17 protein-coding genes are annotated in these 21,613 nt (G+C 69.0%); 6 read left to right on the top strand and 11 right to left on the bottom strand.

Features of this window, described 5'->3' with window-relative positions:
- Positions 1-66: 66 nt before the first annotated feature.
- From ASC46_RS06505 to ASC46_RS06490, 4 genes are read right to left on the bottom strand one after another with little or no spacing between them, the layout of a single operon-like run.
- Positions 67-2,028, bottom strand: coding sequence for a glycosyltransferase (locus ASC46_RS06505; protein ID WP_055458439.1), 1,962 nt, complete (start codon positions 2,026-2,028; stop codon positions 67-69).
- A complete protein-coding gene (locus ASC46_RS06500) occupies positions 2,025-3,266 on the bottom strand; it encodes a glycosyltransferase family 4 protein (RefSeq protein ID WP_055458438.1) in 1,242 nt (413 codons plus the stop codon). The genes ASC46_RS06505 and ASC46_RS06500 overlap by 4 nt, the downstream gene beginning before the upstream one ends.
- On the bottom strand, positions 3,263-4,567 hold the full coding sequence (locus tag ASC46_RS06495; RefSeq protein WP_096335339.1) for a glycosyltransferase: 1,305 nt from the start codon (positions 4,565-4,567) through the stop codon (positions 3,263-3,265). Before ASC46_RS06495 ends, ASC46_RS06500 begins: the two co-directional genes overlap by 4 nt.
- Before the next feature lie 12 nt (positions 4,568-4,579).
- Positions 4,580-5,863 (bottom strand): glycosyltransferase family protein, encoded by a 1,284-nt coding sequence (locus tag ASC46_RS06490; RefSeq protein WP_072249433.1) that lies wholly within the window; start codon positions 5,861-5,863, stop codon positions 4,580-4,582.
- A gap of 177 nt (positions 5,864-6,040) precedes the next feature.
- Between ASC46_RS06490 and ASC46_RS06485 the strand changes: the two genes are divergently transcribed.
- From ASC46_RS06485 to ASC46_RS06470, 4 genes are all read left to right on the top strand, one after another.
- Positions 6,041-8,764 (top strand): ABC transporter ATP-binding protein/permease, encoded by a 2,724-nt coding sequence (locus tag ASC46_RS06485; protein WP_055458436.1) that lies wholly within the window; start codon positions 6,041-6,043, stop codon positions 8,762-8,764.
- Positions 8,761-9,204 carry a Crp/Fnr family transcriptional regulator gene (locus ASC46_RS06480; protein WP_019401287.1) on the top strand — a complete coding sequence of 148 codons (444 nt, stop codon included), beginning with the start codon at positions 8,761-8,763 and terminating at the stop codon, positions 9,202-9,204. The genes ASC46_RS06485 and ASC46_RS06480 overlap by 4 nt, the downstream gene beginning before the upstream one ends.
- Before the next feature lie 74 nt (positions 9,205-9,278).
- Positions 9,279-10,679 (top strand): adenylate/guanylate cyclase domain-containing protein, encoded by a 1,401-nt coding sequence (locus tag ASC46_RS06475; RefSeq protein ID WP_055458435.1) that lies wholly within the window; start codon positions 9,279-9,281, stop codon positions 10,677-10,679.
- On the top strand, positions 10,676-12,418 hold the full coding sequence (locus tag ASC46_RS06470) for an adenylate/guanylate cyclase domain-containing protein (protein WP_055458434.1): 1,743 nt from the start codon (positions 10,676-10,678) through the stop codon (positions 12,416-12,418). The genes ASC46_RS06475 and ASC46_RS06470 overlap by 4 nt, the downstream gene beginning before the upstream one ends.
- On the opposite strand, the gene ASC46_RS06465 is transcribed toward ASC46_RS06470, so the two are convergent.
- The 6 genes from ASC46_RS06465 to ASC46_RS06440 form a co-directional block, all read right to left on the bottom strand.
- A complete protein-coding gene (locus ASC46_RS06465; protein ID WP_055458433.1) occupies positions 12,408-13,160 on the bottom strand; it encodes an FkbM family methyltransferase in 753 nt (250 codons plus the stop codon). The genes ASC46_RS06470 and ASC46_RS06465 overlap by 11 nt on opposite strands.
- Positions 13,157-14,161, bottom strand: a complete 1,005-nt coding sequence (locus ASC46_RS06460) for an ABC transporter ATP-binding protein (protein WP_096335330.1) — start codon at positions 14,159-14,161, stop codon at positions 13,157-13,159. Before ASC46_RS06460 ends, ASC46_RS06465 begins: the two co-directional genes overlap by 4 nt.
- Positions 14,158-15,141, bottom strand: a complete 984-nt coding sequence (locus tag ASC46_RS06455; protein WP_055458432.1) for an ABC transporter ATP-binding protein — start codon at positions 15,139-15,141, stop codon at positions 14,158-14,160. Before ASC46_RS06455 ends, ASC46_RS06460 begins: the two co-directional genes overlap by 4 nt.
- Positions 15,138-16,067 (bottom strand): ABC transporter permease, encoded by a 930-nt coding sequence (locus ASC46_RS06450; protein WP_055458431.1) that lies wholly within the window; start codon positions 16,065-16,067, stop codon positions 15,138-15,140. Before ASC46_RS06450 ends, ASC46_RS06455 begins: the two co-directional genes overlap by 4 nt.
- A complete protein-coding gene (locus ASC46_RS06445) occupies positions 16,064-17,041 on the bottom strand; it encodes an ABC transporter permease (RefSeq protein WP_019401280.1) in 978 nt (325 codons plus the stop codon). Before ASC46_RS06445 ends, ASC46_RS06450 begins: the two co-directional genes overlap by 4 nt.
- Positions 17,042-17,128: 87 nt before the next feature.
- Positions 17,129-18,742 (bottom strand): ABC transporter substrate-binding protein, encoded by a 1,614-nt coding sequence (locus ASC46_RS06440; RefSeq protein WP_082464722.1) that lies wholly within the window; start codon positions 18,740-18,742, stop codon positions 17,129-17,131.
- A gap of 20 nt (positions 18,743-18,762) precedes the next feature.
- On the opposite strand from ASC46_RS06440, the gene ASC46_RS06435 reads away from it, so the two are divergent.
- Together ASC46_RS06435 and argE are read left to right on the top strand one after the other, a co-directional pair.
- Positions 18,763-19,839, top strand: coding sequence for a LysR substrate-binding domain-containing protein (locus ASC46_RS06435; protein WP_082464721.1), 1,077 nt, complete (start codon positions 18,763-18,765; stop codon positions 19,837-19,839).
- A 20-nt stretch (positions 19,840-19,859) separates the two neighbouring features.
- Positions 19,860-21,029, top strand: coding sequence for an acetylornithine deacetylase (gene argE / locus ASC46_RS06430; RefSeq protein WP_055458429.1), 1,170 nt, complete (start codon positions 19,860-19,862; stop codon positions 21,027-21,029).
- 170 nt (positions 21,030-21,199) lie between these two features.
- Here the strand turns inward: argE and ASC46_RS06425 are convergent, their stop codons facing one another.
- A complete protein-coding gene (locus tag ASC46_RS06425; RefSeq protein WP_055458428.1) occupies positions 21,200-21,550 on the bottom strand; it encodes a GFA family protein in 351 nt (116 codons plus the stop codon).
- Positions 21,551-21,613: the final 63 nt, after the last annotated feature.

Raw genomic sequence — 21,613 nt, 5'->3', positions numbered from 1 at the left:
GTGAGGCCGGCTGCGCCACGGAAATATACCCGCTGCGGGCAAGGTCCCTCAGGCCTGCGGCACCGTTCAGCGTCGCGGCGTGTGGCCGAAGAGGGCAAGCGCTGAAACGGGTTCGACGGCACTGCTGTTCCGCAAGTTGGTCAGAAGCCGCTCGCAGAACGCCCAGACGGCCTCGTCGTGCACCAGGTGATGGGTGAGGAGACCGATGGGCTCATCCGCATCGGCAATGCCGCCGGCACGCCGCCGGATAGCCTCAGCGAGACCGGCAAGCAGGCGCGCCGGCTCGGCGAGGCTGCGCGAACCGTGCCAGTCGATGGGGTCGAGATGGGTGTTGACGAGCGGCAGGCCGGCCATGTCCGGCGCCGTCCGGTCGCCGAAGAGCGACAGGCCCGCATAGCCCGCGCGGGCGAGGGCGGGGGCGAGCGCCGGGACGCAGCGGTTCCAGGGCGGCACGAAGACCGGCACCAGCTTCTCGCCGAAGACGGCCCGCGCCATGGCGAGGCTGCTGCGCAATTCGCGCTCCATCTCAGCCCGGTCGCGGTGCGGCCCGAATTCCGCTTTCTTCTCGCCCGCCGGGGCATGGTTGGCATGGGCAAAACCGTGCACGAGCACGCTTGCCTGGGGGGCCGCCGCGAGGCGCACGGCAAGGTCGTGCCCCGCCTGCGACGGGATCGCGGCGATCGCCACCGGCACGCCCGTTCGCGCGGAGAGAACGAGCAGCCTGTCGAGGGCCTGTGAGGGTTGGACCGCGTCATCGTCGCGCCACCACAGCCCGACGCGCCGCCCGGTGCGCGCGAGGACATCGAGCGCCTCGTCGAGTTCGGCCCAGGCACGGTTCTCGTCACGGCTGACGATGGCGGGCGCAGCGGCCCGACTTCTGCCTGCGCAGAGCCTTTCGATGATCGTCGTCGTTCGTTCGACCCCGTCGAGCGCGACGGCGAGCGCCTGGGGCCGTGGCCGCGAGAGCGCTCGGGCGATGGCCTCCGCCAGTCGCTCGCCGCTGAGCGCCGCTTGCGGCACCAGCTCGGCGATGCCCGAGGCGGCGAGGTGCTCAGCCCGCTGACGCTGTTCGGTTTCGTTGCCTTCCTCGAAGGGGACGAGCACGGCCCGCGCCCGCGTGCGGATGAGATCCGTCACCGTGTTGTAGCCGGCAAGGCTCACCGAGGCGGCGCAGCGCGCGAGCAGGGTCCTGAAATCGGGGCGGGCGCGCTCAATGGTACAATTGGCCGGGGCGGCCATTGCAAGCTCGGCGAACAGCGCCGGGGCCACACTCTGGCCGATGAGCAGGCGGAAGGGGTGCTCGGGCAGGAGGCCGGCCGCCGCGATCGTCGCGCGGTAGAGTGGCATGGCCGCGGCGCTGGCGCCGCCGGAGACGAGGATGAAATCGCCTTCCGGCAAGGCACCCGTCGCGGGCGCCTGCGGGCGGTCGGCGCCCTCGTCGACATAGCCGGTGTAATGGAGGAGTGGTCGCAGATTGTGGCTCACCGGCCAGGATGCCGAGAGCGGCAGGACGGCCTCATCGCCATGCACGAGCACGCCGTTATAGGCCGCGAGAAGCCGCGCCTCGGCCTCTGCGATGCGCTCGGCGCGCGCCGGCGCCACCAGCACGTCGCGCACCGAGGCGAGCAGAAGCGGCGCCGGCTTGAGGGCGCGCGCCGCTTGAATCGATCTGATGAATTCCGCCGCCAACATCCTGCGGCCGAAGGGAAAAAGCTCGGTAATGACGACGTCCGGTTGCCCCTCCGTCACGGCCTTTGCCAGAAGCTCGGCCCGCTCCTGCATCAGGGCCGGCGAAGCCTTGTTGCCGTTGGCGTCGAGCAAGGTGCGGAAATCAACGCCGTGCGAGCGCAGCGGCGGCAGTTGCAGCAGCGTCACGCCATCGAGCCGGACGAGCGGCGCCGGCATGCCGCCGGAGGCGAGCGTGACGCGGTGGCCGGCCCGGGCGAGGCCGCGGGCGAGCGCGGCCATGCGCGTGAGGTGCCCGGCGCCGAGGAGATGGGTGACGGCCATGAGGACGTGGCGCTTCAAGGCCGTACTCCGATGAAGGACAGGGCATCCGCAATGATCACGGCGGCATGGCCGAGGGAGCGCTCGCCATGCACGAAACGGCGCGCCGCCGCGGCCATCTGCCTGCGCCGCGCGTGGTCGTCGATGAGGCTGGCGATCGCGGCCGCGAAGGCATCCGCATCGCGCGCCGGGGTGAGAAGGCCCGTCTCGCCGTGGCGGACGACGCTTGCGACGCCGCCCTCGTCACCCGCGACGACCGGACAGCCCTCGGCCTGCGCCTCGAGGAGCACCATGCCGTAGGCCTCGTTGACGGCCGGCCAGACGAAGAGGTCGGCACCGGCATAGAGGCGGGCGAGGGTGCCCGCATCGTCCACGCGCCCGGCAAGGCGCACCCGCTCGCCGAAGGGCGTGAAGAGCGCTTCGACCATGGCTCGCTCGGGGCCGTCGCCGACGATTGTGAGCTGCCACGGCCGCTCGCCGAGCCTGCCGAGCGCTTCCGCGAGAAGGCGATAGCTCGCCAGCTTGTCGCCGGGCCGCATCATCGCCACGGTGAGCAGGCGGGCAGGCCTGGCTGATCCCTCCCCTCGAGGGGAGGGTGTCTCGCCCCATTGGGGCGAGACGGGTGGGGTTCGGCCTGCGCGAGGCGCCCCCCCCGTCGGCTTCGCCGCCACCTCCCCCTCGCGGGGGAGGATCGGGTGACCGTGCGCATCGGCGCTTGGCCCCGCAGCGACATCGACGAACGGCGGCAGGTTGACCAACTCCTGTCCGGCAGGACGCAGGGCCTCCAGCGACGGCCGGTCGTTCTCCGTCATGACGAAGATGAGGCGCGCGGCGTCGAGGGCACGCTCGGCCCCCTCGTGCCCCAGCGCCCACGGCCCGCCGGCGCGCTTGGCCGCTCGTGAGCCTTCCGCGACGACATAGGGGATGCCGAGTGCCGCGGCCACGCGCGGCCCGGTCCAGTCGGGCGCCTTGTAATAGGCGTGGTAGGTGAACCAGACGCGTGGCCGCTCAGCCGGTGGGAGCACTCGATAGTCCGCGACGAGCCGCTCCGCCTCGCGCTCGCCCTCGGCCCGCAGCCGCTCTTGAATCTTCTTGTCACCCGCCCCGTCGAAGGTTCTGAGGCGACAGGCAATTTCCGGCCCGTAGCCGGCCCGTTCCAGCGCTGCGAGAAGGAGCTGCGCCATGCGGCGGTCGCCGGACGGCGTCGCATCGTCCGGCGCCTTGAGCGGAGCGTAGAAGGCCACGGGCCCGCCGCTCACGGCCGCGCCTCCTCCTCGGCGACGGGGACCTCGGCAGGCCTCTCGCCGAGGCTCCTGCGCAGCAGCGCCGCGACCTGGTCGATGCCGCCATCGGCCGAGAAGTCGTCGCGCAGGCGGTTGAAGGCGGCCGTCCCCAGCCGATGGCGCGCCTCAGGGTCGCGCGCGAGCAGGTTGAGGGCGTTGGCGAGCGCCTCCCAGTTGCCCGGCGGCGTCAGCCAGCCTTCCCGGTCGTGGCGGATGAATTCGGGAATGCCGGAAAAATCGGTGGCGATGACGGCAAGGCCCTGGCTCGCCGCTTCCATGACCACGTTGGGCAGCCCGTCGCGGTCGCCGCTTTTCGCCTCCTTGGCCGGCAGCACGAAGATGTCGGCCTCGCGCATGAGATTGATCACATCGGGCTGCGCCTTGGCACCGAGGAAGATGACCTTGTCGGCGATGCCCCTGGCCGCCGCCTGCCGCTTGAGGCTCGCGAGCATGTCGCCGCTGCCGACATGGGCGAAGCGCCAGTGGAGCCCCTCCGGCAGCGCGGCGAGAGCGGAAAGGAGGTCGTCATAGCCCTTCTTCGCCACCGCCCGCCCGACGGAGATGATCCGCACAGGGTCGGCTGCATCGCTGCCGTCGCGTGCCGGGCGTTCGGCCGGCGGGACGGGAAAGCGCGATAGGTCGAGCCCATGATAGGCAAGGTGGACACGCCCGTCGTCCGGCGCGAGCGCGGCGAGGTGGCTGTGCCCCGTCTCTGTGCAGGTGACGCCCCAAGTGCTGTCGGCGATCTTCTCGCGCTTTTCCCAGTCCGGCGTCGTCCAGATGTCCTTGGCATGGGCCGAGAAGCTGAAGGACAGGCCGCGGAGCAGGCTCGCATAGCGCACGACCGAGGCGGGCGTGTGCAGGTAGTGGACATGCAGGTGGCGGATGTCGGCCGGCAGTTCGCGGGCCATGACGAGTGCCTGCCCGAGGCGTCGGCCGCGGCTGGGTGTGAAGTCGCGCTTCAGGTCGCGCCAGAAGGCGACGATCAGCTTCCCGAGCCGGGGATTGGCGAGAGCGATGAGGGCGCCGCGCAGGACCCGGAGCGGCTCCTGGTAGAGATATTCGGGCAGGTAGGTGACAGGCGCCGCGATCTGCCGGTGCATCGGATGGCTGATGCGCTCGGTCGGATGGCGCAGCGACCAGATGGCGAGGGCAAGGCCGCGCTGCTCGAGCCCCAGGATTTCCTGGGCGATGAAGGTCTCGGACAGGCGGGGATAGCCCTTCACCACGATGGCGATGCGCGCCGGCGGCGAGACGCCGCGAGAAGAACCGGACATCGTCATGCGGGGCTATTCGGCGGCCTGGGTCATGGCCCGCGCGGCGCGCCGTTCCAACCAGGAGGAGAAGCGCTGCTGGATGACGTCGAGCCCGTCGAGAAGGCCGGGCACAGTCACCTCGGACGGCCGCTTCTGGTCGGCGAGCCGGTCGATGGCGCGCGCCATGCGGTCCGGGTCGCGATGGCCATTCTCATGGACGAGCATGTTGACGAGGCCGAGCCGCTCGGCCTCGACGGCGCGGATATATTGCTCGAGCCGCGGGCTGGTGCGCGGCACGATCAGGGTCGGCTTGTCGAGCGATAACACCTCGCAGAACGTGTTGTAGCCCCCCATGGCGACGACGGCCGTGGCGCGGCTCATCAGCACCTCGAGCTTGGTGTCGAAGGCGATGGCGTCGAGTTTGGGGTTGCGCGCGATGCGCTCCATGAAGCCGCGCCGGGTGTCGCGGTTGATGAAGGGGCCGAAGACGACAACCGCCGGGATTTCCGGTGGCGTCGAGCTCTCATAGGCGGAGATCGCCCAGTCGATGAGGTCGTCCCCGTCGCCGCCACCGCCCGTCGTGACGAGCACGAAAGGGCCTTTCGTCATCTTGGGATAGCGCGTCAGGCCGGGCTCCTGCGGCACGCTGCGGCGCAGGTAGCCGGTATAGGTGATGCGCTCGGCGATATCGTTGGCGAGCGGCAGGGCTGCAAGCGGCTCGTAGATCTCGCGCAGGCCGTAGACCCACACCTCGTCGTAATAGCGCTCCAGCACCTCGGCGGCGCCCTTGCGCTCCCACTCCGGCACGAGGAGGGCGGGCTCGTCCATCACGTCGCGCACGCCGAGCACGATACGCGCACCAGTGCCCTGCAGCCGCTCCAGCGCCGGCACGATCTCGCCGCGGAATCCCGTCGGCTCCTTGTCCACGATGACGAGGTCCGGCCTGAAGGTGCGCGCCGTCTGCTCGATGATGGCGCTGCGCAGGCCGATGGCATCCTCGAGATGCACATGCAGATTGAGGCTGCGGTAGTCCCCGTCCGGCTGCTTCACGACGCCGGGCACGCGCACGTAGTCGACGCCGGAGCCGAACTCGAAATTGCCGATGACGGGCGAGCCCGAGATGATGACCACGGACACGCCCGGCCGCTCGGCGACGAGCGCATTGGCGATGGCGCGCGAGCGCCTCAGGTGCCCGAGGCCGAACGTGTCATGGCTGTAGATGAGGACACGCGCGTGCTGGCCGTCTTGATCGGCATGCGGGCTGTACCCATCTTGCCCGGAGTTCAGCGACAAGGTGCCCGTCTCTGCTGCCCGCATCGGCAGCCTCCTGATCAGTCTCGATTAATGTGGCCATGGGGGATAAGGGCCGTTTGCGCCCTTATCTCTTTCTTCTAGCATGCAGCCGGGCGCGCGTCCCCGTCCTCGACAGATGCCCACCATGGGCCCGTGTCGCGGACAGTGGCAACGCCCGCGCCTTGAATCAAGGAGAAAGGCTTGGACAAGAGCCTGTTTCGCTACATTTGGCGATTTTCCAAGCGTGAACAGCTCGCGATCTTCGCGGTCGTCATCGCCTCCTTGCCGTTCTATTTCTGGTCGCTGGAACTGCCGAAGCGCATCGTCAACGAGGCCATTCAGGGCGGTGCCTTCACGGAAGGCAGGACCGAAGCCCGCTTCTTCATCATCTCCTTCGACCTGCCGCCCCTCATGGGAGGGGGCACGATCGAGCTGTTCGAGGGCTTCTCGGTCGATCAACTCGGCCTGCTCTTCGGGCTGTCGACGCTGTTCCTCACCCTCGTCCTCATCAACGGCGCCTTCAAATACGTCATCAACGTCGCCAAGGGGGCACTCGGCGAGCGGATGCTGCGCCGGTTGCGATTCGATCTCTTCGCGACGACGCTGCGCTTCACGCCCTCGACCCTGCGCACGGTGAAATCATCCGAGACGGCGACCATCATCAAGGACGAGGTCGAGCCTATCGGCGGCTTCATCGGCGATGCCTTCGTCCAGCCGCTGTTTCTTGGCACCCAGGCCGCGACGGCGATGGCCTTCATCCTCATCCAGAACGTCTGGCTCGGCCTGCTCGCAGCGGCCGTGGTGGGGGTGCAATTCGTCATCATACCGCGCATGCGGCGGGTCCAGCTGCGCCTCGGCAAGGAGCGCCAGATCGCCTCGCGCAAGCTCGCCGGGCGCATCGCCGAGATCGTCGATGGCATGGAAGCCGTGCACGTTCACGACGCCACCGCCTGGGAGAAGGCGGAGATTGGCGACCGGCTTCATCATCTCTTCGACCTGCGCTTCCGCATCTACAAGTGGAAGTTCATGGTCAAGTTCATCAACAATCTTCTCGCGCAGATCACGCCTTTCCTCTTCTATGCCATCGGCGGCTATCTCGCGCTCAAGGGCCAGCTGGACATCGGCCAGCTCGTCGCCGTCATCGGCGCCTACCGCGACCTGCCGCCGCCACTCAAGGAGCTGATCGACTGGGACCAGCAGCGCCTCGACGTGCAGATCAAGTACGACCAGATCATCCAGCAGTTCCTGCCCGACAAGCTCGTGCCGCTCGACGTCTTCGTGGCGCAGGAGAAGGAGGACGGGCCGCTCGCGGGACCGATCGCCGCGGAGCGGCTGCGCATCGCCGACCCCCACGGCTCGCCGATCGTCGAGGAATTCTCCTTCACACTGCCTTTCCCGGTGCGGCTCGCCATCATTGGTGACGGCGGCCCGGGGCCGAGCACACTTGCGCGGGTGCTCGCCCGCCGGCACGACGAATATGCCGGGCGTGTCACGATCGGCGGGCGCGACCTCGGCCGCATTTCCGAGGGCCAACTCGGCCGGCACCTCGCCTATGCGGGGCCGGAACCGGCCCTCTTCCCCGGCTCGCTGCGGGAAAACCTCATCTATGGCCTGCGCAACCGGCCTATCAGGCGCCTGACCGACGACGGACCGCAGGCGCGCCGGCGGCGCATGGAGGCCGAGCGCACGGGCAATCCCATCGACCGGCTTGAGGACGAATGGATCGACTACGAGCGGCTGGGCGTCGAGGATGCCGATGGTCTCGACGGGTTGCTGCTCGGGGCGCTCGGCCGGATCGGCATGCGCGAGGACGTCTATCGCTTCGGCCTACTCGGCCGCGTATCCAGCCAGCGTATGCCCGATCTTGCAGAGAAGGTGGTCGAGGCCCGCCGCCGCCTGCGCAGCATGCTTGCCGAGCAGGGCCTCGAGAACCTGGTCGAGCCGTTCGATCCCGGCCGCTACAATGCTCAGGCCAGCATCGGCGAGAACCTCCTGTTCGGCGTCGCCGTGGGGCCGGCCTTCACGGGGCGGGGGCGGGCGGTCAATCCGGTGGTGCGCAAGGCGCTTGACCGGGGTGCGCTGATGGACGATCTCGTCGCCATCGGTGCACGCATCACCGAGACGATGACCGAGATCTTCCGCGACCTGCCGCCCGGTCATCCCCTCTTCGAGCAGTTCTCCTTCATCGATGCCGACGAGTTGCCGGAGTTCGAGGACATTCTGCGGCGTGTCGCGGCCAAGGGGCTGAAGGCTCTCAACAGCGAGGACCGCGCACGGCTCCTCGCGCTCGCGCTTGACTATATCGAGCCGCGCCACCGCCTCGGCCTTCTCGACGATCGTCTCAGGCAGGCCATTGTCGCGGCGCGCGTCATCTTCCGCACGGCGCTGGACGGCTCCGTCTGGGCGCGCCAGCTCGATCTCTACGATCCCGAGTCGGTATGCGATGCCGCGCCCCTGCGGGAGAACCTGCTCTTCGGCCGCATCGCGCACGGCATCGCCGACGCCCAGTCGCGCGTCATGCGCGTGGTCAGCGCCGTCGTCGACGAACTGGGCCTGCGCGAGGAGGTGGAGAAGGTAGGACTCGGCTTCCAGGTGGGGCCCGGCGGGCGGCTTCTCGCACCGCATCAGCGGGCCGGCGTCAATCTGGTGCGCTGTCTCGTCAAGAAACCCGACATATTCATTCTCGATGGCGGGCTTGCGGCCTATGGTGAGGAGCAGGCGCGGCATATCCGCGAAGGGTTGCTCGCCACCTTCGAGAACCGCTGCTTCGTCGCGGTGTTGCGGGACGAAGAACAGGCCGAGGGGTTCGATGCGCTCATCGTCTTCGATGGGGCGAGGGCGGAACTCCGCCGCAGCCCGGCAGCCGGACGGGAGGGACGGGAGGCCGATGCCGCCGCGGCCAATGTTGCAGGGGGACATGGATGACACTGGATTCGGAAGTTCAATCGCTGCGGCAGGTGCCGATGTTCCGGGACATCGATCCCGCGCGGCTCAAGCTCCTCGCCTTCACCGGCGAGCGGGTGCATTTTTCCGCCGGCCAGCCGTTCTTCCGGCAGGGGGATGCGGCCGATGCCGCCTATGTCATCCTCGACGGCCAGGCGGACGTGACGCTCGACACGCCGTCGGGGCCGCTGAAGGTCGCGGAGCTCGCCCGCAACGACATCGTCGGCGAGATGGGCATCCTGTCCGACACGCCGCGCTCGGCGACCGTGACGGCGGCGGTGCCCATCGTCGCCCTGCGCATCGACAAGAGGGTTTTTCTCGAATTGCTCAACCAGTTCCCGCAGATGTCCATCGCCGTCATGCGGGAGCTCGCCAAGCGGCTGGAGCGCACCAACGCGCGCCTCGCGCAGAGCAATTCCTGAAGGCGCCGGCCGTTCGCCTCGGCATCCGCTGGCGCTAACATGGAACCGGCGAGGGCAACGGGCGGAACGAACGCATGGCCGTCGGTGATCTTGGCACAGCCAGCACGCGTTCCGCCGGGCGACGGCTCGGCGCGCTCGGTGCTTTCGGGCGCCTGCCGGAGCGCGCGCAGCGCATCGTCGACGGCGAAACGCGCGAGGCCGAGGTGCTCTCGGCCTGGCTCGTCGTGGCCATCGCCGTCTTCTTCAACGTGCTCTACGCTGTCTCGCCCAAGGCGCTCGACGCCATCGGCGCCTTCCGGCCCGTGCCTGTCGTCGGCGGCATCTTTCTCGTTCTGGGCCTCATCCGTGTCGCGCTCGCCCGTCGCGGGCGGATGCACGGCTGGCTGGTGCCGGCTTTTACCGTCATCGACTTCACGCTGCTCTACGGCCTCATCTGGTCCTTCCACCTGCAGTACCAGCAGCCGGCGGCCTTCTATCTCAAGGCGCCGACCTTCCTCCTGGTCTTCCTCTTCATCGCCATCAGGGCGCTGCGCTTCGAGCCACGCCTCGTCATCTTCGCCGGCGTCGTCGCCGCTGTCGGCTGGGCGGGGATGACGGCCTATGCCTTCGATGCGGCCGGCGCGGATGTGGACGCGCCGGTAACGCGCGACTTCGTTGCCTATATGACCTCGAACAGCATCCTCGTCGGCGCCGAGGTGGAGAAGATCGTCACCATCCTCCTCTTCACCGGCGTCCTCGCCATCGCCATTGCGCGCGGTCGCCGCCAGTTGCTGACGGCGGCGCTCGGCCTCTCCGCCACGGCGGAGCTGTCTCGTTTCTTCGACCCCACGGTTGCCCGGCGCATCACGAGCGGCGACGGGCTCGCCCCCGGGCGCGGCGAGATGGTCGAGGCGGCGGTGCTCGTCTCCGACATCCGCGGCTTCACCCGTTTCGTCGCCGATCATCCGCCGGACGAGGTGATGCGCCTGCTCATCGCCTACCAGCAGCGCATGGGCGCGATCATCGCCTCGCATGGCGGGGCGATCGACAAGTTCCTCGGCGACGGCATCCTGGCCACCTTCGGCTGCACGGGTGTCTCGCCGACCCCGACGGCCGATGCGCTGCGGGCGGTCCTCGCCCTGGCCGACGAGGCGGCGCGCTTCAGCCATGCCTTCGCCGCGGCCGGCGGGCGCAAGGTCGACGTCGGCTTTGCGGTGGTCTCCGGCCGCGTCCTGTTCGGTACCGTCGGCAACGATGGCCGGCTGGAGTACACCGTGATCGGCGAGCCCGTGAACCTGGCCGCCAAGCTCGAGAAGCACAACAAGATCGGCTGCACGTGCGCGGTCACGGATGCGGCGACGCTCGCCAGGGCCGAGGCCGAGGGCTTCGCGGCGGCGGCTGCCTTCCGGCTGGTACCGGGCGTTGCGGTCGAGGGCGTGGCGGGGCCGGTCGATCTCGCCGTCATGGATCGCGCCGCTGCGGAGGGAAACGCGTGACCGCGACCGAGGTTGCAAGGGGCGATAGCTCCGGCAAGGGTGTGGAGCGGGGCACGGGGAGGGGCCGGGGAGGCGGGTGGCGCCTGCTGCCGTCGCTCGCGCGTCTGCGCCTGGCCTCCGGGCTCGTCCTCTTCGCCTTCGTCCTCCTGCACTTCCTCAACCACGCCCTCGGGCTCGTCAGCATCGCGGTGATGGACGTCGTGCAGACGTGGCGCTGGGCGCTCTGGCGATCACCACCGGGCACCATCCTGCTCTACGGCGCCTTTGCCGTACATATCGCCCTCGGCGTCAGGGCGCTCTTCCGTCGGCGCACCTGGCGCATGCCGGTGAACGACGCCCTGCAGATCGGCCTCGGCTTCGCCATCCCGGTGCTGCTCGTGGGGCACATCCTCGGTACCCGTGGCATGCATGTTGCCGCCGGCGTGGACGACTTCTACGAGCCGGTGCTGCGGCGGCTGTGGCCGGAGGCGGCCGTCAGCCAGTCGCTGCTCGTCGTCATCGTCTGGGGCCATGCCTCGATCGGCCTCTACCACTGGCTGCGGCCGAAGGCGTGGTTCCCGGCGGCGGCGCCGTGGCTCCTTTCCATCGCCACGGCGTTGCCCCTGCTCGCGCTCGCCGGCTGGATCGAGGCCGCCCGCCGGCTGGAGCTGCTCGATCACGGCAGAGAGGTGCCACGCTGGCCGAATGGGGAGACCGCCGCCTTGGCGGGCTGGCTGGCAGAGGCCGGGAACCACCTGGTCTTCGCCTTCCTGGGTGCCGTGGGTCTCGGCCTCATCGCCGTGCGCGTGGCGACGCGCCTCAGGGCCAAGGTCAGGATCAGCTACGGCGGCGGGCGGCTGGTGCGGGCAAGGCCCGGCCCAACCTTGCTCGAGATCAGCCGAATGAACGGCGTGCCGCATGTCTCAATCTGCGGCGGGCGCGGGCGCTGCACCACCTGCCGTGTCCTCGTCACCGCCGGCGGCGAGACGCTGCCGCCGCGCGGCGCGCTGGAGGAGACGGTGCTGGCCCGCATCGACGCGCCGCCCGACGTGCGCCTCGCCTGCCAGCTCAGGCCCACGGCCGATCTCGGCGTCCACCTGCTGGTGCCGGCCGAGGGCGCTGATGTCGGCCAGCGCGATCCCTATCGCTGGGGCGTCGAGCGGCGCATCACAGTGCTCTTCGCCGACCTGCGCGGCTTCACCTCGCTCGCCGAGGAGATGTATCCCTACGACACCGTCTTCCTGCTCAATTCCTACTTCGAGGCGATGACCGCGGTCATCGAGCGGCACGGCGGCACCGTCGACAAGTTCCTCGGCGACGGCATCATGGCCCTCTTCGGCACCCGGCCGGAGCGCGACGCCGGCGCCCGCGCCGCGCTTGCCTCGGCCGGCGAGATGCTGGCAGCGCTGGAAGATCTCAATGCCGAATTCGCCGGCCTCGTGCCGACGCCGCTGCGCATGGGGCTCGGCATCCACACCGGCCCGGCCGTGCTCGGCCGCGTCGGCGGCATGCGCCGCGGCGGCGAGCGCGAGCTGACAGCTTTGGGCGATACCGTCAACACGGCGAGCCGGCTTGAGGAGATGACGAAGGAGTTCCGTTGCCTGCTCGTCACGTCGGAGGACACGCTGAAGGCCGCCGGCATCGAATGCCCGGGCGGCGACTTCCGTCATGTCGCGGTGCGCGGCCGCAGCGAGACCATCGCCGTCTGGATCGCCGACCGCCGCGAGACGATCGGCGATATCCTCACCGTCACGATCTGACGAAGAGCCACTCGTCATGCGCCACGGCGTCGATGCCGGCGGCATCCTGCGCCTCGGTCGCGGCGCCGGCTTCCGTCACCCTGTGGGCGCGCCAGCCGGCGAAGGCGGCGAGCGCCCGGCGCGTCGCGCCGGCAACCTCGGTTTCGCCGCTCTCCGCGAGCACGCGCGGGTGGAAGGAGGCGATGACGGCGACGTTCGCGTGCGCCACGAGGGGGGCGATGGCCGGCAGGAGCGCGTACTCGGCCCCTTCGAGGTCGATCTTGATGACGCGGCGGGGGGAGGCCGGCAGCCGCTCCGCGAGCGCGGCAGGTGTCAGGGCCTCGGCCTGCCAGGTGGTATCGGCGCCGGCGAGCAGCAGGCTCGACATGGAATCGCCGGGCTTGCGCCGGGCACCGAAGGTGACGGTGCCACCGTCCGGATGGATCGCCTTCGGCACCACCGTGACTCGCGCGGCCAGCCCGGGATTGGCGGCGAGGTTGCGGCCGAGCTGGTCGAGCGCGGCGGGATCGGCCTCGACCGCCACCACGCGCGCGCCGCGCGCCGCCGCCTGCAGCGTCGTCGGCCCGACCCAGGCGCCGAGGTCGACGAAGAGCGTCGAGGCGTCGACGAGCGTGTCGATGAGGCGGCGGGTGCCGGGCTCCCAGCTGTCGGCGGCAACGCGCTCCCAGAAGGTGGGCTGGTCATCGGCGAGCGCGATGCGCCGGTCGCCGAGCACGACGCTGCGCCCTGTCGTCACCTTCACGCCGCCTTGTCGTTGAGATGGCAGGCGGACACGCGCCCCGGCCCGATGGCCTTGAGCGCCGGCCGCTCCGTGCGGCAGCGGTCGAAGGCATAGGGGCAGCGCGGGTGGAAATGGCAGCCGCTTGGCGGCGACAACGGCGAGGGCAGCTCGCCCTTCAGCGCCGAGAAGGTCTTCTTCTTCGGCTCGAGCCGCGGCACCTCCTCGAGCAGCGCCCGCGTATACGGATGGTTCGGCGCGCGGAACAGCTCCTCTGCCGGTGCGAGCTCGACGATGCGGCCGAGATACATCACCGCGACCCGGTCGGCGATGTGCTCGACCACGCCGAGGTCGTGGCTGACGAAGAGATAGGTGAGGGAGAGTTCCTCCCTGAGCTTCATGAAGAGGTTGAGCACCTGCGCCTGGATCGACACGTCGAGCGCCGCGGTCGATTCATCGCAGACGATGACCTTGGGCTTCACTGCGAGCGCACGGGCGATGCCGATACGCGCTCGCTGGCCGCCCGAGAACTGGTGCGGATAGCGCCGGCGCGTGGCGGGGTCGAGGCCGACGCGGGTCATCACGTCGCAGACGTAGTCCTCGACCTCGGCGCGCGAGACGAGGCCGTGCACCACCGGCGCCTCGCCGATGATGTCGATGACGCGCAGGCGCGGGTTGAGCGATGCCATCGGATCCTGGAAGACCATCTGAACCGCGAGGTCCACCTTGCGCCGCGCCGCGCCCGTGAGCTTCGCCACGTCCTGCCCCTCGTAGGAGACGCTGCCGGCGCTCGGCTCGAGGATGCCGGCGACGACGCGCCCGAGCGTGGATTTGCCGCAGCCGGATTCGCCGACGAGGCCGACGACCTCGCCCGGCGCGATGGTCAGGTCGATGCCGTCGACGGCATGCACCACCTGCTCATGGCGCCGCGCGCCGAAGAGGTTGGCAATCTTCTCGGCTGCGTCGAGCTTCCGGACGAAGCGCTTGGAGACGCCGTCGAGTGCGAGGATGGGGGCGGCGGTCACGCGGCGGCCTCCACGGGAATGAGGGGATGGAAGCAGCGGAAGGCGCGGGCGCCGCCGGTATGCGTCACACCGGGCGGGGCCTTGCAGACGGCGTCCGCCCGCGGGCACCGCGGCGCGAAGGCGCATCCGGGCGGCAGGCTGGCGAGGGAGGGCGTCATGCCGGGGATCTGCGCCAGCGGTTCGCCGCGCCTGTTGCGGCTCGGCACGGAGCCGATGAGGCCGTTGGTATAGGGATGGGCGGGCCGCTCGAGCACGTCGGCGACGCGGCCCTCCTCGACGATGCGCCCGGCGTACATCACGGCAACGCGGTCGGCGAGGCCGGCGACGACGGACAGGTCGTGCGTGATCCAGACCAGCGCCGTGCCGCTCTCGGCAGCGAGCTGCTGCACCTCGGATAGGATCTGCGCCTGGATGGTGACGTCGAGCGCCGTCGTCGGCTCGTCGGCGACGAGGACGGCCGGGCGGTGCAGCAGCGCGATGGCGATGGCGACGCGCTGGCGCATGCCGCCGGAGAACTGGTGCGGATAGGAGACGAGCCGCTCCTCGGGTGAGGGGATGCCGACCTTGGCGAGTGCGTCGCGGGCGCGATCCCGCGCGGCCCGCTCCGACACCTTCTCATGGGCGCGGATGGCCTCGATCATCTGCGTGTCGACGCGCAGGACCGGGTTCAGCGTCGTCATCGGGTCCTGGAAGATCATCGCGATGTTGCGGCCGCGCAGGCGGCGCAGCTCGGCCTCGCTCTTCTTCGTCAGGTCTTCGCCGTTGAGAAGGATGGCGCCCGAGGCGATGCGCCCCGGCGGGTCGATGAGGCCGAGCACGGCAAGGCCAGTGACCGATTTGCCGGAGCCGGATTCGCCGACGAGCCCGAGCACCTCGCCGGCATGGACGTCGAAGCTGACGCCGTTGACGGCGGTGAGCACCCCCTCGCGGGCCGTGAATTCCACGACGAGGTCGCGGACGGAAAGGACGGGTTCGCTCATCGCGACAACCTCGGGTTCAGGACATCGCGCAGCCGGTCGCCGACGAGGTTGATGGCGACGATGGCGGCAACAAGGGCGATGCCGGGGAAGGTCGAGATCCAGTACTTGCCGGACAGAAGATAGTCGTAGCCCTTGGCGATGAGCATGCCGAGCGATGGCTCCGTCACCGGCACGCCGACGCCGAGAAACGACAAGGTGGATTCGAGCGCGATCGCATGCGCCACCTGCACCGTCGCCACCACGATCAGCGGCGGCAGGCAGTTGGGCAGGAGATGGCGGAAGACGATGCGGTTCTTCGGCAGGGCGAGGCAGCGCGCCGCCTCGATATAGTCGCGCCGCCGCTCGACGAGGGCCGAGCCGCGCACCGTGCGCGCATAATAGGCCCACTGCACGATGACGAGGGCGATGATCACCTTGTCGACGCCGCGCCCGAAGACGGCGAGCAGCACGAGGGCGACGAGGATGGCCGGGAAGGAGAGCTGCAGGTCGACGACGCGCATGACGAAATTGTCGATGCGCCCGCCGGCATAGGCGGCGATGACGCCGACCGAGGCGCCGACGGCGCAGGCGATGACGACGGAAATGGCGCCGACGCCGAGCGAGATCCTGAGGCCGTAGAGGATGGCCGACAGCAGGTCGCGGCCCTGCTCGTCTGTGCCGAGCCAGTAGGTGTAGCCGGCAAGGCTCTCCGATCCCGGCGGCAGGGTGCCGTCCATGATGTCGAGCTGCGCGAGGTCGTAGGGGTTCTGCGGCGCGATGAAGGACGCCGCGAGCGCCAGGATGACCAGCACAACGAGGCCGGCAAGGCCGATGACGGCGAGCGGGCTCTCGAAGAAGGCGGCGACGTGGCGCAGCAGCAGGCTCTCGCCCTTGTCGGTCGGGCGGGCGGCGGCTGCGGGCGCGGGGGTGGCGGCCTGTTCGCTCATGCCTTGGCCTCCTCGAGGCGCACGCGCGGGTCGATGGCGGCGTAGATGAGATCGACGATGAGGTTGATGATCACGAACATCACGACGGTGAGCATGAGGTAGGCGACGATCACCGGCCGGTCGAGCCGGCCGATGGAGTCGATGAGCAGCTTGCCGATGCCGGGATAGGCGAAGACCGTCTCGGTGACGACGGCGAAGGCGATCATCGAGCCGAGCTCGAGGCCGAGCACCGTGACGACCGGGATGAGGATGTTCTTCAAGACGTGCACGCCGATGACGCGCGACTGGGACAGGCCCTTGGCGCGGGCGAAGCGGATGTAATCCTGCAGCATCACCTCGCGCGTGCCGGCGCGGGTGAGGCGGATGACGAGCGCCATCTTGTAGAGGGCGAGGTTGAGCGCCGGCAGGATGAGGTGGGAAAGCCCGTCGAGGGTGAGGAAACTCACGGGCACGCCGAGGAGCTCGCGCGTCGTGCCGCGCCCGCCGGCCGGGAACCAGCCGAGCATGACGGAGAAGAGGAGCACCAGCATCAGCCCCTGCCAGAAATTCGGCAGGCTGAAGCCGAGGATCGAGCCGGCCATGATGGAATGGCCGCCGAGCGACTGCGGTTTGAGGCCGGCATAGAGGCCGAGCGGGATGCCGATGAAGACAGCGATGACAAGGGCCGTCAGCGCCAATTCCAGCGTCGCCGGCAGGCGGTTGAGGATCAGCGTCAGCGCCGGCTCGTTGTAGACGAAGGAGCGGCCGAGGTCGCCGTGCAGGGCATTCCAGACGAAGAGACCGTATTGCTCGTAGAGCGGCCTGTCGAGGCCAAGGCGCTGCGTGATCGCCTCCAGCTCCTGCTGGTCCGCCTGGGGGCTCGCGAGGATCGCGACAGGGTCGCCCACCGCATAGACAGCGATGAAGACGAGCGTCGCCATGACGGCCAGCACGAGTGCCGCCTGGCCCAGGCGTCGGATGACGTAGACGAGCATTGTCGTTGACCTTGCAAAAAAGCGGTACCCGGCCGGCAAGCGATGGCTCGCCGGTCGGGTCCGGTCATCAGCCTCGTACGGCCGCTGTTACTGCGCCGGCTTGACCTCGGTCACCAGCGTATACTGGTCGACGCGCGGCGTGTAGCTCAGCGTCTTCTTGAACGCCCAGGGCGTCACCTCGAAGTGCAGCGGCAGGAGGGCGTAGTCGTCCATGGCGATCTTGGACGCCTTCTGCAGCAGCTCCTCGCGCTTGGCGTCGTCGATGGTGCGCTGCGCCTCCATCACAAGGTCGTCGACCTCCTTGTTGGAATAGCGGCCGCGGTTGGTGTGACCGCCGCCGGTCTCCTTGTTCGGCGTCACGACGAGGGCGTTGAGGGAGTTGGACATCTCGCCCGAATCCGCGCCCCAGCCGGCGAGATAGGCCGAGAACTCGTGCTTGTTGCGGCGCGAGAAGAAGGTCGAGGCCGTCATGGCGTCGATATTGGTCTTGATGCCGACGCGCGTGAACATCTGCGCCACGGCTTGGGCCACCTTCTCGTCGTTGATGTAGCGGTCGTTCGGCGTGCCGATGGTCAGTTCGAAGCCGTTCGGGTAGCCGGCCTCGGCGAGCAGCTTCTTCGACGCCTCGGGATCGTAGGCGACGGGCTTTGCATCCTTCGTCGTGCCGAAGAGCGGGTAGGGCAGCAGTTCACCGGCGGGTTTGGCGACGCCGCCCATGATGCGCTCGACGATGGCCTCGCGGTTGATGGCCTTCGACAGGGCCTCGCGCACGCGCTTGTCCTTGAAGGGGTTCTTGTCCGTGCCCTTCACGCCCGGCGTCTTGTCCTCGAACTGGTCGAGATGGATATAGATGATCCGGTTCGACAGGCCCTCGACGAGGGCGAAACCGGCACCCTTGATCTTGTCGAAGTCCTGGATCGGCGGGTTCTCGATCATGTCGACGTCGCCGGCGAGCAGGGCCGCGACGCGCGGGCCGGCACTGGTGATCGGCCGCATGACGACGCGCTGCCATACGGGCTTCTCGCCCCAGTAGCCCTCGTTGGCCTCGAGGATGATATGCGTGCCGCGCGTATATTCCTTCAGCTTGTAGGGGCCGGTGCCGATGGCCTTCGCCGGGTCGTTGAAGTCCGACGACTTCGGCGGCGTGCCCATGTTCTCGCAGCCGTCCTTGCCGTACTTGACGTCGCCCGCCCCGAAGACGGCGGCGGAGAGGATGCCGAGCGTGGTCATGTTGTTGGGGAAGAGCGGCTGCGGTGTCGTCGTCTTGACGCGGATGGTCAGCGGATCCGGCGTCTCGATCGATTCGATGCCGCGTGTGAACACCGTGAACGACGAGGGCGAGTTCTCGACCAGCGGCACCCGGCACATGGTGTAGACATAGTCCCGTGCCGTGAAGGCCTCACCGTTCGAGAACTTGACATTCGGGCGCAGCTTGATTTCCCACGTCGTGTCGTCGACTGCCTTCCATTCCTCGGCGAGCGCCGGCAGCAGCTTCTGGTTGGCGTCGGTGGTGATCAGGGATTCGAAGATGTGGCGGCGCAGGGCATTGTTCTGGCCGACGTTGTGGAAGTGCGGGTCGATGGAGGTCGCCTCGGAGGCAACGCCGACCTTCAGCTCTTTCGTGTCCTGCGCGGCAGCCGGCTGCGCCATGGCGACGGCAAGCGGCAGCAGGGCATAGGCTGCGGGTTTCAGTTTTTTCATTCCCATTCTCCTCTGGGTGGATGCGCACCACGATAACGAAAACGCGCGGGGAGCGGCAGCACCCCGCCGACGTGGCTTGCTCATCTGGGGCCCGATGCTATTATTCATTCTTGGCATTGTCACCGCCAAAAAGAATAACGAGATTGCATAGAACTATGCCGTCCGAGGATAGCGAAAGCCGATCATCGCGACCGAGCCTGCGCGAGCTCGAAGTGCTTCACGCGCTGATCGCCACCGGCAAGACGACCGCGGCCGGCCAGCGCCTCGGCATTTCCCAGCCTGCCGTCTCGCGCGCCGTGGCCGCGCTCGAGGAACGGGTCGGGCGGGTGCTGTTCTCGCGCGACGGCGGTCGCCTCGTGCCGACGGCCGATGCGCTCGCCTTGGAGGCGGAGGCGGCGCCGATCCTCGCCGGCCTCGCCCGGCTCGAGAACTGGCCGCGGGCGCCGCGGGCGCAGAGCCTCCTGCGCATCTCCGCTGCGCCGACCGTGGCGCATCATTTCCTGGCGCCGCTTCTCGCCCGTTTCGTGGCCGCGGAGCCCGAGACGCGCGTCGTCGTCGAGATCGGCCGTGGCGGCGACGTCCTTGCGGCGGTGGCGGCCGGCAGCGTCGATGTGGGGATCGGCATGCTGGAGACGCCGGTGGCCCATCTCGGGGTCCGGGCTGAGCCGTTCCGCCGCTCTAAGGCCAAGTGCATCATGTGGCCGGATCACCGCCTCGCGCGGCTTCCCGTCGTGCGTCCAATCGACATCGGCAGCGAACCGCTCATCGTCGTCACCCGGCGTTTCGCGGCGCGAGCGCTGTTCGACAGGGCTTTTGCCGATGTCGGCATCGAGCCGAACATCGTCGCGGAGGCGACGACCTCGACCTTCGTGATGGAGATGGTGCGCAGCAGGGCGGGCATCTCGGTGCTCAATCCCTTCCCCATGTCCCTGACAGACGACCCGAGCTTCGTCTACAGGCCGTTCCTGCCGGAAATCACCTACGAGATGGCCTTCCTCCTGCCCGCGACGGGCGCCGCTCCGTCGGCCGCCCGCCGCTTCGTCGATCTCGTCCGCGCCGAGCAGCCGGACGATCCCTTCACGGTCGCCCTGCGCTGAGGCGGCCCCCGTCGGAGTTCATGATGTCCAGTCCCGCGATCACCGAGATCCTCGCCAGCCTCGTCGCCTTCGACACGACGAGCCGCAACTCCAACCTCGACCTCATCGCCTGGGTCGAGAACTATCTCGCCTCCCACGGCATCGCGAGCGAGCGCATCTACGACGCGACGCGCGCCAAGGCCAACCTCTGGGCCACCATCGGGCCGGCGGACCGGGCGGGCTACATTCTCTCCGGTCACACCGACGTCGTGCCCGTGGACGGGCAGGAGTGGACGGACGATCCCTTCAACCTGGTCCTGCGCGATGGACGGGCCTATGGCCGCGGCGCCTGCGACATGAAGGGCTTTCTTGCCGCCTGCCTGTCGCGGGTGCCGGCGATGAAGGCGGCCGCGCTCGCCCGGCCCATCCATCTCGCCTTCTCCTACGACGAGGAGGTGGGCTGCGTCGGCGTGCGCGGCATCGTCGAGAAGCTGGCGAAGGCGGAGGTCAAGCCGCTGGGCTGCTTCGTCGGCGAGCCGACCGCGATGAACGTGGTTATCGGCCACAAGGGCAAGCGCAGCCTCAAGGTGCGCGTGCGCGGCAAGGGTTGCCATTCTTCGCTCGCGCCACAGGGCGTCAATGCGGTGGAGTGGGGCGCCCGGCTCGTCGCCCACATCCGCACCATCGCCGACCGCTTCGCGACAAGCGGCGCCCGCGACGCGCTCTACGACGTGCCCTACACGACCGCCCATGTCGGCATTTTCACGGGCGGGACGGCACTCAACATCGTCCCTGACGAGAGCCAGATCGTCTTCGAGATCCGCGCCATCGGTGCCGACGATCCCGATACCGTCGTTGCGGAGATCGAGGCCTATGCGCGGCGCGAGCTGGAGCCGGCCATGCAGGCCGTCGACCCGCAAAGCGGCTTCGATTTCGACGTCTTCGCCGGCTTTCCGGGGCTCGACACGGCGCCGGGCGACGAGGTTGTCACGCTCGCCAAGCGTCTTGCCGGCCGCAACGAGCACGGCAAGGTGGCCTACGGCACCGAGGCCGGCCTCTTCCAGGCGGTCGCCGGCGTGCCGTCCGTGGTCATCGGGCCGGGCTCCATCGGCGAGGCACACAAGCCGGACGAGTACATCGAGGTTGCCCAGCTCGAAGCCTGCGGCGCCTTCATCGACCGGCTCATCGGCCATTGCGCCGAGGCGCATTGAGGGCGAGCCCCGCTTTCATAACGGTCATGCCCGCGTCTGTCGCGGGCATCCATGTCCGGAAAGCTGAGCAGCATCAAATGCGTGGATGGCCGGAACGAGCCCAGCCATGGCGAGGTCGCCCCTCGTCTGAGACCCCCGATCCCCAGCAGCTCGCGGGCCTTTGCGGAGGTTCAGGCATCCCGGCCGTTGAACGGCGTCAGCTTCAGGCTGTCGATATCGATCCCGTCAAGGCAGCGCGCGTTGACGGCGATCATCTCGCTGCCGTCGGGAGCCTTGCCGCGCGCGAAGGATTCGATGCCGCAGTGGCGGCAGCGCAGGTGGTGGATGACCTTGCGGTTGAACTGGTAGTCCTCGAGCGCATCCTCGCCGGACAGGAGCCTGAAGCGGTCCGGCGTGACGAAGGTCGGCAACAGGCCGCGCTTGCTGCAATGCGAGCAGTTGCAGGAGATGACGGTCTCGAGATCCGTGGTCGCCTCGTAGCGCACCGTGCCGCAATGGCATCCGCCTTGATAGGTCTGCATTCTCGCTCCTGCCAGCTGTCCGATCGTCAGGGCGCGACTATGCCACCCATGGCGAAGATCGCA

The organism is Chelatococcus sambhunathii, from assembly GCF_001418005.1.
In the GTDB taxonomy this organism is placed as follows: domain Bacteria; phylum Pseudomonadota; class Alphaproteobacteria; order Rhizobiales; family Beijerinckiaceae; genus Chelatococcus_A; species Chelatococcus_A sambhunathii.
This window is presented reverse-complemented; position numbering and strand designations above follow the sequence as displayed.

Coding starts and splice junctions, on each gene's coding strand:
- ASC46_RS06495 (WP_096335339.1), bottom strand. CDS start 4,567: ATGTCCGGTTCTTCTCGCGGCGTCTCGCCGCCGGCGCGCATCGCCATC.
- ASC46_RS06490 (WP_072249433.1), bottom strand. CDS start 5,863: ATGCGGGCAGCAGAGACGGGCACCTTGTCGCTGAACTCCGGGCAAGAT.
- ASC46_RS06480 (WP_019401287.1), top strand. CDS start 8,761: ATGACACTGGATTCGGAAGTTCAATCGCTGCGGCAGGTGCCGATGTTC.
- ASC46_RS06475 (WP_055458435.1), top strand. CDS start 9,279: ATGGCCGTCGGTGATCTTGGCACAGCCAGCACGCGTTCCGCCGGGCGA.
- ASC46_RS06455 (WP_055458432.1), bottom strand. CDS start 15,141: ATGAGCGAACCCGTCCTTTCCGTCCGCGACCTCGTCGTGGAATTCACG.
- ASC46_RS06450 (WP_055458431.1), bottom strand. CDS start 16,067: ATGAGCGAACAGGCCGCCACCCCCGCGCCCGCAGCCGCCGCCCGCCCG.
- ASC46_RS06445 (WP_019401280.1), bottom strand. CDS start 17,041: ATGCTCGTCTACGTCATCCGACGCCTGGGCCAGGCGGCACTCGTGCTG.
- ASC46_RS06440 (WP_082464722.1), bottom strand. CDS start 18,742: ATGAAAAAACTGAAACCCGCAGCCTATGCCCTGCTGCCGCTTGCCGTC.
- ASC46_RS06435 (WP_082464721.1), top strand. CDS start 18,763: ATGCGCACCACGATAACGAAAACGCGCGGGGAGCGGCAGCACCCCGCC.
- argE (WP_055458429.1), top strand. CDS start 19,860: ATGATGTCCAGTCCCGCGATCACCGAGATCCTCGCCAGCCTCGTCGCC.
- ASC46_RS06425 (WP_055458428.1), bottom strand. CDS start 21,550: ATGCAGACCTATCAAGGCGGATGCCATTGCGGCACGGTGCGCTACGAG.